The 13,211-nt window shown below is 32.7% G+C and carries 14 protein-coding genes; 8 read left to right on the top strand and 6 right to left on the bottom strand.

What is annotated here, in order from left to right; genetic code table 11:
- Nucleotides 1–30 precede the first annotated feature (30 nt).
- The 4 genes from Q0075_RS01905 (at nt 31) to Q0075_RS01890 (ending at nt 3,906) form a co-directional block, all read left to right on the top strand.
- Nucleotides 31–693: an acylneuraminate cytidylyltransferase family protein gene (locus Q0075_RS01905; protein WP_297868049.1), complete on the top strand. Its 663-nt coding sequence runs from the start codon at nt 31–33 to the stop codon at nt 691–693.
- Between the two features lie 31 nt (nt 694–724).
- Entirely contained in the window at nt 725–1,765 is a 1,041-nt protein-coding gene (gene neuB, locus Q0075_RS01900) for an N-acetylneuraminate synthase (RefSeq protein ID WP_297868048.1), read from the top strand.
- Between the two features lie 93 nt (nt 1,766–1,858).
- On the top strand, nt 1,859–2,986 hold the full coding sequence (gene neuC, locus Q0075_RS01895; RefSeq protein ID WP_297868047.1) for a UDP-N-acetylglucosamine 2-epimerase: 1,128 nt from the start codon (nt 1,859–1,861) through the stop codon (nt 2,984–2,986).
- Nucleotides 2,987–3,075: 89 nt separating this feature from the next.
- Entirely contained in the window at nt 3,076–3,906 is an 831-nt protein-coding gene (locus tag Q0075_RS01890; RefSeq protein WP_297868046.1) for a glycosyltransferase family 2 protein, read from the top strand.
- Here the strand turns inward: Q0075_RS01890 and Q0075_RS01885 are convergent.
- From Q0075_RS01885 to Q0075_RS01875, 3 genes are all read right to left on the bottom strand, one after another.
- The gene (locus Q0075_RS01885; RefSeq protein WP_297868045.1) at nt 3,875–4,942 is read right to left on the bottom strand and encodes a glycosyltransferase family 9 protein; all 1,068 of its coding nucleotides are present in this window, start codon (nt 4,940–4,942) and stop codon (nt 3,875–3,877) included. The genes Q0075_RS01890 and Q0075_RS01885 overlap by 32 nt on opposite strands.
- Nucleotides 4,943–4,954: 12 nt before the next feature.
- Complete coding sequence (locus Q0075_RS01880) at nt 4,955–6,826, bottom strand: LTA synthase family protein (protein ID WP_297868044.1); 1,872 nt, start codon at nt 6,824–6,826, stop codon at nt 4,955–4,957.
- Between the two features lie 150 nt (nt 6,827–6,976).
- Nucleotides 6,977–7,792 (bottom strand): 2,3,4,5-tetrahydropyridine-2,6-dicarboxylate N-succinyltransferase, encoded by an 816-nt coding sequence (locus Q0075_RS01875; RefSeq protein ID WP_297868043.1) that lies wholly within the window; start codon nt 7,790–7,792, stop codon nt 6,977–6,979.
- Nucleotides 7,793–7,907: 115 nt separating this feature from the next.
- Between Q0075_RS01875 and ruvX the strand changes: the two genes are divergently transcribed.
- The 4 genes from ruvX (at nt 7,908) to mazG (ending at nt 10,470) form a co-directional block, all read left to right on the top strand.
- Complete coding sequence (gene ruvX, locus Q0075_RS01870) at nt 7,908–8,321, top strand: Holliday junction resolvase RuvX (protein ID WP_297868042.1); 414 nt, start codon at nt 7,908–7,910, stop codon at nt 8,319–8,321.
- A 55-nt stretch (nt 8,322–8,376) separates the two neighbouring features.
- Entirely contained in the window at nt 8,377–8,964 is a 588-nt protein-coding gene (gene def, locus Q0075_RS01865) for a peptide deformylase (protein ID WP_297868041.1), read from the top strand.
- 114 nt (nt 8,965–9,078) lie between these two features.
- Nucleotides 9,079–9,513 (top strand): DUF5606 domain-containing protein, encoded by a 435-nt coding sequence (locus Q0075_RS01860; protein WP_297868040.1) that lies wholly within the window; start codon nt 9,079–9,081, stop codon nt 9,511–9,513.
- A 183-nt stretch (nt 9,514–9,696) separates the two neighbouring features.
- On the top strand, nt 9,697–10,470 hold the full coding sequence (mazG, locus tag Q0075_RS01855) for a nucleoside triphosphate pyrophosphohydrolase (RefSeq protein WP_026724666.1): 774 nt from the start codon (nt 9,697–9,699) through the stop codon (nt 10,468–10,470).
- A gap of 446 nt (nt 10,471–10,916) precedes the next feature.
- On the opposite strand, the gene Q0075_RS01850 is transcribed toward mazG, so the two are convergent.
- The 3 genes from Q0075_RS01850 to Q0075_RS01840 form a co-directional block, all read right to left on the bottom strand.
- Nucleotides 10,917–11,357 carry a hypothetical protein gene (locus Q0075_RS01850; protein WP_297868039.1) on the bottom strand — a complete coding sequence of 147 codons (441 nt, stop codon included), beginning with the start codon at nt 11,355–11,357 and terminating at the stop codon, nt 10,917–10,919.
- 110 nt (nt 11,358–11,467) lie between these two features.
- Complete coding sequence (locus tag Q0075_RS01845; protein ID WP_297868038.1) at nt 11,468–11,956, bottom strand: hypothetical protein; 489 nt, start codon at nt 11,954–11,956, stop codon at nt 11,468–11,470.
- 137 nt (nt 11,957–12,093) lie between these two features.
- Nucleotides 12,094–13,211, bottom strand: a 1,118-nt coding sequence (locus Q0075_RS01840) for a DUF349 domain-containing protein (protein ID WP_297868037.1), incomplete at its 5' end; no start/stop codon positions are given.

Raw genomic sequence — 13,211 nt, 5'->3', positions numbered from 1 at the left:
GTTTAACATCGTTTTATTGTAAAATTAAAAATGAAAACTATAGCCATAATCCCAGCACGAGGCGGATCCAAACGTTTACCTGGAAAAAATACAAAACTATTGGGCGAAATTCCTTTGTTGGCCCACAGTATTCTATATGCCAAACAGCATAATTTTATCGATGCGGTTTATGTTTCTACCGATGATGATGTTATTAAAGAAATAGCTTTGCAATATGGCGCTATAGTTATTGATAGACCTCAAGCACTTTCAGGTGATTTGGAGCCTACTGTTTCTGCTTTAAAACATGTTTTAGAATCAATTGATGAAATAATTGAAAATGTAATTTTATTACAAGCTACTAATCCATTGCGACCACAAAATTTACTACAAAATGCTTTTGCGATTTTTCAAGAACAACAAACAAATAGTCTGTTTACCGTTTCGCGCAGTCATCATAAATTAGGAAAAATTATAAATAATAGATTTATTCCTTACAACTATGAAGTGGGGCAACGTAGTCAAGATTTAGAGCCCTTATATTATGAAAATGGGTTGCTTTATATTTCAAAATCATCCGCTATACTAAATAATGAAATCATTACAAAAGAAGCATTTCCATTAGAAGTCAATCATCCTTTTGCTAATGTAGATATCGATACACACGAAGACTTTGATTATGCAGAGTATTTGCTTAACAAAAAGAACTTTTAACCCATTATCTAACACTTTAAACCAAATAAAAATGAATCCCTACATAGAAATAGCAGGAAGAAAAATAGGACCCGATTTTCCATCATTAGTTATCGCTGAAATCGGAATTAATCACGAAGGTTCTTTGCAAGTAGCCAAAGAAATGGTTGATGCTGCACATAGAGCAGGAGTTGAGGTCGTGAAACACCAAACCCATATTGTAGCTGACGAAATGAGTGGTGCTGCTAAAAAAGTTATTCCAGGCAATGCTGATGTTTCCATTTACGAAATTATGGAACGTTGTGCTTTAAACGAAGAAGACGAATTAGAATTGAAAAATTATGTGGAAAGCAAAGGCATGATTTTTATTTCAACGCCTTTCTCGCGTGCTGCAGCCGAACGCTTGAAAAAGTTTGATATTCCAGCTTATAAAATTGGTTCGGGAGAATGTAATAATTATCCTTTGTTGGAGCATATTGCTTCTTTTGGAAAACCTGTTATTTTAAGTACGGGTATGAATACCATAGCAAGTATTCAAAAAGCGGTAGCTATTTTTGATAAACACAATATTCCAGTGGCTTTATTGCATACAACCAATTTATATCCCACTCCAATTCATTTAGTACGATTTGGTGCTATGATGGAAATGCATCAAGCATTCCCTGATAAAGTTTTTGGATTATCGGATCATACGTTAAACAATAATGCTTGTTTGGGTGCGGTTGCTTTAGGGGCTTCCATTTTAGAACGCCACTTCACCGACCACATGAACCGAACAGGTCCAGATATTGTATGTAGTATGGATGAGCAAGCCGCAAAAGAATTAATCATTAATAGTGCTGAAATGGCTCAAATGCGAGGTGGAACCAAAAAACCCGCTGATGAAGAACAAGTAACTATTGATTTCGCTTTTGCAACGGTTTGTTCTATTGCTCCAATTAAAAAAGGAGAAGTGTTGACCAAAGAAAATATTTGGGTAAAACGCCCCGGAACAGGAAAAATTTTAGCGGAGCATTTTGATTCGTTATTAGGAAAAAAAGCCACAAGAGATATTGCCCATGATGAGCAATTGGATTTTGGGGATTTTGAGTAATAAGAAAATATGATGGTAATACTTGACAGGTGTTAGAAACCTGTCAGGTATTAACCAAAAATCCTATATTTGCAACACGATAGCAAACAAAAAATGTCTAAAAAAATCCTATTTCTTACCGGTACTCGTGCCGATTTTGGTAAAATAAAATCCTTGATTCAAATTTTGGAAGGACATGCGGCATTTGAGCCTTATATTTTTGTTACGGGTATGCATTTGCAAAAAGAATATGGTTATACTTTGCTAGAAGTAGAGCGATGTGGATTTACCAATATTCATACCTTCGAAAATCACACCCATGAAACCACTATGGATTTGACTTTAGCGAAGACCATTGAAGGACTTTCTGCTTATGTGAAATCTTGCGATCCTGATATGATTGTGATTCATGGCGATCGAGTGGAAGCCTTAGCAGGCGCTATCGTTGGAAGTTTGAATAATATTTTAGTAGCGCATATTGAAGGAGGAGAAGTCTCTGGAACTATCGATGAGTTGATTCGTCACTCAACCAGTAAAATGAGTCACGTGCATTTTGTGTCTAACCCTCAAGCCAAAAAACGCTTGATTCAAATGGGCGAATTAGAACATGCTATTTTTACAATCGGTTCTCCAGATGTAGATATTATGTTTTCCAATACGTTACCTGATTTAGAAACGGCAAAACAGTATTATGATATTACCTTTGATACCTACGCCGTTGCGATGTTTCATCCGGTGACAACAGAAGCCAAATTCATGCAGGAATATGCAGATCATTTTGTGGATGCTTTATTAGCTGATCATCATAATTATGTGGTAGTATATCCCAATAACGATTTAGGAAGTCAAACCATTTTGAAAGCGTATGAGAAATTAAAAGGAAATCCTCGTTTTCGCATTTTTCCATCGTTGCGATTTGAATATTTCTTAACCTTATTGAAAAAATCCCAGTTCATTATTGGAAATAGTAGTGCGGGCATTCGAGAAGCTCCTTATTATGGTTTGCCGATTATCAATATTGGAACACGCCAACAAAATAGGGCACTTCACGCCGATATCATCAATGTTGATTATACATCAGAGCAAATTTCTAAAGCTTTGAGTGTTATTGATACGCATCAAGTACAACCAACAGAAAGCGATTTCGGAAAAGGAAATAGTGCCGAATTATTTTTGAAATCCTTATTAAATGATGATATTTGGCAACTCAATCATCAAAAACAATTTAGAGATTTCGAATAATTTTTTTTTAATGTTTTTGCAGAAAAAAAAGAATCAAAAAGAAATTAAAGTTCTGGAAAAAGTAGTATTTTTCACTTTTAATTCGTTAGATGAAATTATCGGTAATCATCACCACATATAATTCGGAAGAATGGCTTCAAAAAGTGCTTGTTGGATACAGCGTCCAAACCGAGCCAGACTTTGAGGTTGTTATTGCCGATGATGGTTCTACCGAAAAAACAAAAACAATAATTGAATCTTTTCAAAGCCAATTTAAGTTTCCAATTGTTCATGTTTGGCAAGAAGATAATGGTTTTCAGAAATGTAAAATCTTAAATAAAGCTATCTTAAAAACCAATTCCGATTATTTACTTTTTACCGATGGTGATTGTATTCCACGAAAAGATTTTGTTGCCCAACATTTAAAACACCAAGAAGAAGGTTATTTTCTGTCTGGAGGTTATTTTAAATTACCGATGGAAACTTCTCAGAAAATTTCATTGGAAAACATTAAAAATCAAGATTGTTTTTCGATTTCTTGGCTGATTAAAAATGGAGTTTCAAAAACGTTTAAATTATCAAAGCTGACCAAAATTTCACTTTTTGCTTCATTCATGAATTGGTTAACTCCAACAAAACGAACCTTCAACGGTCACAATACGTCTTGTTTTAAGAAAGATTTAATTGCGGTGAATGGTTTTAACGAAGAAATGCAATACGGTGGTTTGGATAGAGAAGTAGGAGAACGTTTGTTCAACTTCGGAATTTTATCAAAACAAATTCGTTACAGTGCTGTTTGTTTGCATTTAGATCATGCACGCGCTTATTTCAATCAAGAAGAATGGAATAAGAACTTGGCATTAAGAGCGTATAACATTAAAAATAATATTACTTGGATTTCAACTGGTATTATAAAAGATGAGAATCTAAAAAAGGAGTAATTTTTTCAATTACAAATCTTGGTTCTAATTTTTCGTAAAGTTGTATAGCGTTTTCTTTTAACTCTTTTTCTGTTTTACTACTAATTAAATCAGGTGCGATATCATTCAAATGAATTGATAAATGTTTTTTTCCATCTTCAAAAGTAGCCCAGATTTTTTTCTCTATCCAAGGCGAAAATATAATGAAAGAAGGTTTGTTAAGTGCTTTTGCTAAATTTATAGCACCTCCATCATTGCCAATAATTATATCACAATTATCCATAATAGCAATATATTCTCGTAAATTTGAACCTAATAAGTCAAAGTAAATATTTTGTTGAGTGCTTTTTCTGCAACTATTAAAAACAATTTTAGCTTCTTCAAGTTGTTTTGGGAAATAATTAAAAAGTATGTTAACATTATACTTGTCAGAAATAAAATCTATAATTTCTGTCATATATTGAAGAGGATAGGTTTTGAGTTTTTCACTTCCTAATAAACTTATCATTACTGTTTTTTTTGATTTGTCTACTTTGTGATTTTCAAATATTTTATCAGCAAAATCTTTTTCTAACTGATCCAAGAATAATTTGGGTTGACCATCAAGTTCAAAATTCAAATTCAATGGAGTTAACAAAGAAAGTCTTCTTTCAATTGCTAATCCAAGGTTACTAGAAGGGTTTTCTGCATATGGAATGTTGTCATCGTATAAAAATGTGCGACCAATTTTTTTATATGAAATTTTTCTCTTACCTCCACAAAGCAATACAATTATCCAACTTTGTAGTTTTGAATAAGCATCAATAACTAAATCGTATTTGTTTTTTCTAAGTCCTATAGCAAATTTTATAAGTTCGTAAGTGCTGTTTTGATGTTTCTTTTCAAAGATGATTAATGAATCAATATTAGGGTTTCCTTTTAAAACATCGATTGTATTATCATTAACTAAATAATCAATTTGTGCATTTGGATATGCTTTTTTTAAATTGTTGCAAATGATGCTACTAATCAAAACATCTCCAATCATTTTATTTTGAATAACCAAAATCCTATTCATTACAAATTGTTTTTATTTTGTCAAAGTTAATTTATTTCCAATAATTCGTTCGTTGAACGATTGAATATACGCTTTTATAAACGTTTCCATTTCGGTTGCTTTTGCTTTTTCGGTTTTGATTAAATTGGTTTTTAGCAATTCATCTTTCTTGAAATTAAATAATCCCAACGATTTTTTTCCGTCGAAAGCCAAGTAATAATCGCCCGAAACATAATGGTAAATGTTGTCTAAATAATACACCACAAAATCTTTTTCAGACTGATACGATTTACCATACGTAATCATTTTACTATCAATATTCAAATAATCAAGTATCGAAGGCATGATGTCAATTTGTTGTAAATTCTTCTGATTTTTTCCAACGATAGAAGGATTTGAAGGGTCAAAAAACAGAATTGGCACTCTAAATTTTCCAACATTAGTTTTAAATTTTTTCTCAGTTGGTTCAGATGAAGTGTGATCAGAAGTAATTACGAATAGTGTGTTTTTATACCATTCTTCTTTAGAAGCGGTATCGAAAAAGCGTTTCAAAGCATTGTCAGCATACGCAATACTTTCATGAATTTTAGTAGTTCCTTTTGGAAATTTTCCTTTGTATTTTTCGGGAACTATGTAAGGATTGTGAGATGAAATAGTGAAAATTGTACTAAAAAAAGGTTGTTTAAATTCGGTCATTTTACCTGAAAAATATTGCATAAATTCCTCATCAAAAACGCCCCATCTTCCGTCAAATGCTTCTGGACCAACGTATTCATTCTTTCCAAAATAATTATCAAAACCAGCCACTTTACAATATTGATCAAAATTTTGGCTTCCGTTAAAAGCACCGTGAAAAAATGCCGTTTGATATCCGTTATCTTTTAAAATTTTTGGCAATCCATACACTTCGTTAATCGAATAACTTGACGTAATTAACGAAGTATTCATTAGACTTGGAATGCTTGAAAGAGTAGAAGGAACCGCGTCAATAGAAAGTTTTCCATTGGCAAAACCATTTTCAAAAAATAACGATTTTTCAATTAATCCATCTAAAAAAGGCGTTTGTCCGCGTTGGATATTTTCTCGTCCAAAACTTTCCAAAATTATAATTACAACGTTTTTTTTGTTTGGATTTTCAGTTGAAGTAATTTCTGTAATTGGATTGAAAATTTGATTTAATTCGGTTTCTGAAAAGTATTTTGGAGATTCTAAAGTTTCTTTTTTTCCAAGGGTTTTTAAGATACAAAATGGAGTATTTAAAACTATCGCAGATTGATTGATAGAACCATAATTTACAGCATCAACAATTTTAATAGGTTTTTTTTGTATTCCACCACGACCTAACAAGAAAACAAATCCCATTAAAAGCACAAACATGCCAGATTGTTTCGCTATTTGTGACCAGTTTGCACTTTGTTCGGTTGCAGATTTTAAATTTGGAGTTGCCTTCCAGAATAGTATTCCTAAAACCAAAGCAAGAAGTGGTAAATACCAAAATTCAATCAAAAAGGAAAAGATTAATCCGCCAATTTCATTTTCCATTCCGCTTGCGGTAATCATACCAAATGTACTTCTTCTGCCGGTGAATTTGTAATATTCAAAATCAACAAAATTGGTTAAAATGAATATCAAATTCACTACAAAGAATCCAATTTTCAAATACTTTTGGTAGTTGGGTTTGTATTTAAAATTACCAGGAAGAAAATGTAAAAGCGCAAAAATTAAATTGATGTAGGCAATTGCCGATAAATCAAAATGAATACCGCCTAAAAAAACCTTAGCAGAAATGTTTTCAAAGGCATTTTTATTGAAAAAGTAAAATAACAAACGACAAATTTGGTAAATAAAAAGAACCACAAAAAAGCGCTTGAAAAATAGTTTTACACTGCTAAAATAGTTTGACATAAAAGGTAATTTTTAGCAAATTTAACTATTCAATCAAGATGTACAATTTATTTACTTGTAATTTCTTATTAATGAAAATAAAAATTCCAATTCACAACAATTTGGTTATGAATTGGAACTCACTTTATTATTTTAACTTCTTACTTTGATTTATACCGCTACGTTATATTCTCTTAAAGCATCATTTAAAGAAGTCTTCAAATCGGTTGAAGGTTTTCTTTGTCCAATGATAATCGCACAAGGCACTTGATAATCTCCAGCAGGGAATTTCTTTGTATAACTTCCAGGAATTACTACTGAACGAGCTGGAACTACTCCTTTATATTCAATTGGTTCATCACCAGTAACATCAATAATTTTCGTAGAACCAGTTAAGCATACGTTCGCACCTAAAACCGCTTCTTTTCCTACGTGAACACCTTCTACCACAATACATCTTGAACCAATGAATGCACCATCTTCAATAATTACTGGAGCCGCTTGTAATGGTTCTAAAACGCCACCAATTCCAACACCACCCGAAAGGTGAACATGTTTTCCAATTTGCGCACAACTTCCTACGGTTGCCCAAGTATCCACCATCGTGCCTTCATCTACATAAGCTCCAATGTTTACGTAACTTGGCATCAAAATTACACCCGAAGAAATATAAGCACCATATCTTGCCACTGCATTTGGAACTACACGAATTCCTTTTTCAGCATAATTGCGTTTCAATAACATTTTATCGTGATATTCAAAAATACCCGATTCCCAAGTTTCCATTTTTTGAATAGGGAAGTACATTACCACTGCTTTTTTAACCCATTCGTTTACTTGCCAACCTTTTTCAACTGGTTCGGCTACACGAAGTTTTCCGCTATCTAATAATTCGATAACTTCTCTAATGGCTTTTTGCGTAGTTTCTTCTTGTAATAAAGCACGATTTTCCCATGCTTGTTCTATTGTTGCTTGTAAATTGGTCATGTTTTTCAAAATTTGAGTAGCAAAGATAAATCATTTGTTTGAAAGCAAAAATCAATAGTTTAAAGTTTGGAGTCTATTTTGTTAAACAAATGCCTTATTTTTGTAAAAAAATAAAATGTCAAGAATTTTAGCCATAGATTACGGAATCAAACGAACAGGTATAGCCGTTACCGATGAAATGCAAATGATAGCTTTTGGGCTAACTACAATTCCATCTGAAACTGCAATTTCTTTTTTAAAGGATTATTTTGGCAAAGAAAAAGTAGAGAAAGTAATTTTGGGCGAACCAAAGCAAATGGATGGAACGCCTTCGCAAAGTGCAGAAATAATCAATAAATTTCTTGAGACTTTCAAAAGTAATTTCCCTGAAATGCCTGTTGAACGTGTAGATGAACGTTTTACTTCCAAAATGGCATTCCAAACCATGATTGATAGTGGTTTAAAAAAGAAACAACGACGAAATAAAGCATTAGTTGACGAAATTGCCGCAACAATTATGCTTCAAGATTATTTACATTATAAAAAATAGTACTTTTGCACTCGGAATTTAGAATTCAAAAGTTAGAAAATAGAAATTACAGATTATGATTTTACCAATATACGGATACGGAGAACCAGTTTTACGTAAAGTAGGAGAGGACATTACTCCAGAATATCCGAATCTTAAAGAAACAATCGCGAACATGTATGACACCATGTATCATGCACACGGCGTAGGTTTGGCGGCTCCACAAGTTGGTTTGCCAATTCGTTTGTTTGTTATTGATACCGAACCTTTTGCTGATAGTGATGACGTTTCTAAAGAAGAAGCGGCTTTAATGAAAGATTTTAAAAAAACGTTCATCAATGCAAAAATAATCAAAGAAGAAGGTGATATTTGGGGATTTAACGAAGGATGTTTGAGTATTCCAGATGTGCGTGAAGATGTTTTTCGTCATGATACGATTACAATTGAATATTTTGATGAAGATTTCAATAAGAAAACAGAAGTGTACGACGGTTTAATCGCGCGTGTTATCCAACACGAGTACGATCATATCGAAGGAATTTTATTTACCGATCATTTGTCAATTCTGAAAAAGAAGTTAATTGGGAAGAAATTGCAAAACATTATGGATGGTAAAGCAAGACCCGATTATAAAATGAAATACGTAAACAAAAAAGGACGTTAATAGTAATTCGTTATTAGTGAAAAGTTAATAGCTATTTTAACTAAACTTTTTACTTTTTACGTTTCACTTTTTACTTTAAAATAATATATTTGCCAACCTTAATAAGTAAGAAATATGAGCATTCAAAAAATATTAGCTATTTCTGGGAAACCAGGTTTATATGAATTAAAAATTCAAACACGTACAGGATTTGTTGCCGAATCTTTATTAGACGGAAAAAAGATCACAGTTGGAATGAGAGCTAACGTAAGTTTGTTATCAGAAATAGCAGTGTATACGTATTCTGAAGAAGTGCGTTTAGCAGAAGTTTTCAAAGCAATCGCTACTAAAGAAAACGACGGTATGGCAATGTCTCACAAAGAAGATGATGCAAAATTAAAAGCATATTTCAGAGAAATTTTACCAGAATTTGACGAAGACAGAGTATATAATTCTGATATCAAAAAAATCTTAAACTGGTACAATTTGTTACAACCTAAAGGTTTCGTTTCTGTAGAAGCGTTATCTAAAGAAATCAAACAAGAAGAAGAAACTCCAGTTGCTGAATAAGCTTTGGAAAAATTATACTTTAAAATCCTGCGTTTTCCACGTGGGATTTTTTATTTTTACGATATTATTTCCATCAATATAGTACAGACAAGCCAATGGCTTGTCTCATCAGCCAAGATTAAAAGGCAAATAAGTACAGACAAGCCAATGGCTTGTCTCAACGTCAAATAAACATCACTAATAATGAACACACGCCAACAACAACTACAAGCTTTCAACCGACTTTTAGATATCATGGACGATTTACGCGAAAAATGTCCGTGGGATAAAAAGCAAACGCTGGAAAGTCTACGTCATTTAACGATTGAAGAAACCTATGAATTAGGCGATGCTATTTTAGATAACGATTTAGAAGAAATAAAGAAAGAGTTGGGCGACGTGTTATTACACATTGTCTTTTATGCGAAAATAGGTAGCGAAACCAATGCCTTTGATATTGGCGATGTAGCGAATTCCATTTGTGATAAATTAATCGATCGTCATCCGCATATCTATGGCGATGTGGTTGTGGCTGACGAAGAAGAAGTAAAGCAAAATTGGGAAAAACTAAAACTGAAAGAAGGTAAAAAATCGGTATTAGAAGGTGTGCCAAAAAGTTTACCGGCATTAGTAAAAGCAAGCCGCATTCAAGATAAAGTAAAAGGTGTTGGATTTGATTGGGAAGAGCCACACCAAGTTTGGGACAAAGTACAAGAAGAACTAAACGAACTCCAAGTTGAGGTACAAGCCGGCAATCAAGATAAAATAGAAGCCGAATTTGGCGATGTTTTGTTTTCCATGATAAATTATGCCCGATTCTTAAAAGTAAACCCAGAAGATGCATTAGAACGCACGAATAAAAAATTCATCAAACGTTTTCAATATTTAGAAAGCAAAGCCACCGAATTAGGCAAACCTTTAATGGACATGACTTTGGCGGAAATGGATGTTTTTTGGGAAGAAGCGAAGAAGTTGTAGTGTTCAGTCGCAGTTTTCAGTCTCAGTGTTCAGTTTAGCTTTGTTATGCTGAACTTGTTTCAGTATCTCTTTATTAAACGCAAAGGCGCTAAGTTGTTTCGCAAAGCACGCAAAGTTTTCCATTTAGTTTGTCATGCTGAGGTAACGAAGTATCACATAACGCATATCACGCCTAGTTTGTCATGCTGTTAAGCATCTCTTTTATGTCATCCCTACGGGATTTTTGCCAGCTATGTTACTTTAAGTTACCCATATTTCATGCCTAACGGCATTTTACAACACTTGTATTTACTTTTTTAGTTCCGTAGGAACGGAATGTAGGTAGCTCCGTAGGAACGGAATATGGGTAAAAAAATAAACACAACGATTAGTAAGTCCTGTAGGGGCGATATTTTTATTTGATGGCTTTTTGTCTATTTGAATTATGCTCTCAGCAGTATGTTGATTTATTTTTTTTGATTTAAAAGTTTTTTGCCAAATTCAGATAAACTACCAATTAATTGAATATTAGCATTAGGTATTAAGTTAGTTAATTCACTAATTTTATTTAAAATTTCACTAATTCTTTCTTCGCTAATCTCTTTTCTTGAAATTGTTTCTATAATTTCAATGTGAGAATTGGGAAATGGTAAACCATTAATGAAAATGATATATTTATAGCCAATTTTAATTACTTCTTCAGTACTAAAAGTTTTTTTATTTATAAAAATATCTTGATATGGATGTATTTGTACTTCATAGCTATTAATTCTTTTCCCATTTTCAAACCCACGATTAAATGCGTCTTCTTTTTCTAAAATATTTTGTTCTTTTACTTTAAGTAGTTCTTCTTTCAAATTTTGATTATAAATCTCTAACTTATCTAAATTTTCATTTGATAGTTTCAAATTTTTGTACCTTTCTTTTTCTAATTTATATTTAGTGAATAGTATAAAACAAACAATTGTTAGAATGATTATTATTAGTGTAAAATATAAATTCATATTATTTGCTAATATTATGGTTGTTTAGCATACCCTTTGATACTTTTGGTGTCATCATTGTAATTAAATTCATATTCAAATACTAATTTTCCATTTTCTCTCGAAATTTTAATGAATCCATCTGAAAAGTGTCCTGCTGTACTATAATACCATTCATCCCATTCTGGAAAGTTATATCCGTTTTTTCCTAAGTCAGATTTACCAGGATATCTTGTTCCTCCTCGAGTTATTTCATAAGTCATTAACTCTAATTCGTTTAAATTTGGAGAATTTACATCTATGTGGACATAATTCCCATTACTATTTCTAAAGGAAAATTCATAAATATCGAATCCTCTGTCTGGTCTTTCAGTAACTGGTCCAACTATGAACTGAGGAGTTGAGTAGAATGTATTGTTGACAGTAAAACCATTGTTATTATCCGTAATGTTCTCTGAATCATCGGATGAGCATGACCAAAGAAATAAATTTGTTATCAAAAGCAAAGAAAATATTCTTTTCATTATTTTTAAATTATGTTAAAAGTAGTATTTGATTCTAGTTTATCAAAAATAGGGAAATAAATTTAATTTTTTTTCTATCTCTACTTTTTTAAATAAAGAAACAAAAAAAATCCCGAGCCTAAACTCGGGATTCAATCTTATATATTTTTAATTTGCTGTAGTTTTTCTTTCCACAATTTCAAGTCGTCTTTGTGGCGTTCAATGCTTTTTTGAACTTCTTTAATAAAAGGATTTTCACCTTTCGAACTACTGCTAATAAACTGAATGTTGTTTTCTAACTGGAAAATTTCGCTTTGTACTTCGTCGATTTTCTTTCTGATGAAGAACTGCTCTTGTTCTAAAGCTCTGCGGTCGTCGCCTTCTGCTAATTGCTCTAAGCGATTGTTAAAACGCATCATTTCGGTGTCTTTTTTAGAAATACTTAGTTTTTCAAACAAAGCATCTAAAATCTTATTGAATTTTCCTTCGATGTGTCTTCTGTTAAAAGGCACTTTTCCAAAGGTTTTCCAAGTTGCAATGTGTGCTTTTATCGCATCTAAATCCGCTTTGTGTTCGCCCGTTAAAGTGAATGATTTCAACTCTTCTAAGAATGCTTTTTTCTTTTCAAATGCTTCTACTTCTTCACTAGTTTCGGCATTTCTTGCTTCATGCATTCTGTCGAAATACGCATTACAAGCATCTTTAAAGTCTTTCCAAACACTGTCGGAATATTTACGAGGTACGTGCCCAATTTTCTTCCAATCGTCTTGAATTTTCTTCATAATTGGAGTTGTAGCAGCGAAATCAGAACTGTCTTGTAACGATTTGGCTTTTTCTACTAAGGCTAACTTTTTATTTAAGTTTTCGTTTTGCTCGTGTTTGATGTCTTTATAAAAAACATTTTTATTCACATTAAAAGAACGAACCGCATTCTTAAAGTTAGCCCAAGTTTCCTCCGTCACTTCCGCTGGCACTTTTCCTGCTTTAAAGAACGCTTCACGCAACGTTTCCATTTTCTGAATTTGCGCTTGCCATCCACTGTGCGAATCGATTTTCTCGTTTCCTAAAGCAATAATTTGCGAAATGATTTCGTTTTTAACCGCTAAGTTGTCTGATTCTTTTGCTCTTGCTTCAGCATATAAACCTTCGCGTTTATCGTGCATTTGTTTGGTAATTTCGCTGAATTCGTTCCAAATCGCTTCTCTGTGTTCACGATCAACCGGACCAATTTCTTCTTTCCAAACGCGGTGTAACAATTGCAATTCACGGAAGGCTT

The sequence above is a fragment of the uncultured Flavobacterium sp. genome, from assembly GCF_937967675.1.
In the GTDB taxonomy this organism is placed as follows: domain Bacteria; phylum Bacteroidota; class Bacteroidia; order Flavobacteriales; family Flavobacteriaceae; genus Flavobacterium.
The sequence above is the reverse complement of the archived record's forward strand: the minus strand, read 5'-3'. Positions and strand labels throughout refer to the sequence as shown.

Bases quoted from the DNA above. Each gene is read 5' to 3' on its own strand.
- Q0075_RS01845 (WP_297868038.1), bottom strand. From the start codon at position 11,956: ATGAAAAGAATATTTTCTTTGCTTTTGATAACAAATTTATTTCTTTGG.
- neuB (WP_297868048.1), top strand. From the start codon at position 725: ATGAATCCCTACATAGAAATAGCAGGAAGAAAAATAGGACCCGATTTT.
- def (WP_297868041.1), top strand. From the start codon at position 8,377: ATGATTTTACCAATATACGGATACGGAGAACCAGTTTTACGTAAAGTA.
- Q0075_RS01905 (WP_297868049.1), top strand. From the start codon at position 31: ATGAAAACTATAGCCATAATCCCAGCACGAGGCGGATCCAAACGTTTA.
- Q0075_RS01875 (WP_297868043.1), bottom strand. From the start codon at position 7,792: ATGACCAATTTACAAGCAACAATAGAACAAGCATGGGAAAATCGTGCT.
- mazG (WP_026724666.1), top strand. From the start codon at position 9,697: ATGAACACACGCCAACAACAACTACAAGCTTTCAACCGACTTTTAGAT.
- Q0075_RS01890 (WP_297868046.1), top strand. From the start codon at position 3,076: ATGAAATTATCGGTAATCATCACCACATATAATTCGGAAGAATGGCTT.
- Q0075_RS01860 (WP_297868040.1), top strand. From the start codon at position 9,079: ATGAGCATTCAAAAAATATTAGCTATTTCTGGGAAACCAGGTTTATAT.
- Q0075_RS01880 (WP_297868044.1), bottom strand. From the start codon at position 6,826: ATGTCAAACTATTTTAGCAGTGTAAAACTATTTTTCAAGCGCTTTTTT.
- Q0075_RS01885 (WP_297868045.1), bottom strand. From the start codon at position 4,942: ATGAATAGGATTTTGGTTATTCAAAATAAAATGATTGGAGATGTTTTG.
- ruvX (WP_297868042.1), top strand. From the start codon at position 7,908: ATGTCAAGAATTTTAGCCATAGATTACGGAATCAAACGAACAGGTATA.
- neuC (WP_297868047.1), top strand. From the start codon at position 1,859: ATGTCTAAAAAAATCCTATTTCTTACCGGTACTCGTGCCGATTTTGGT.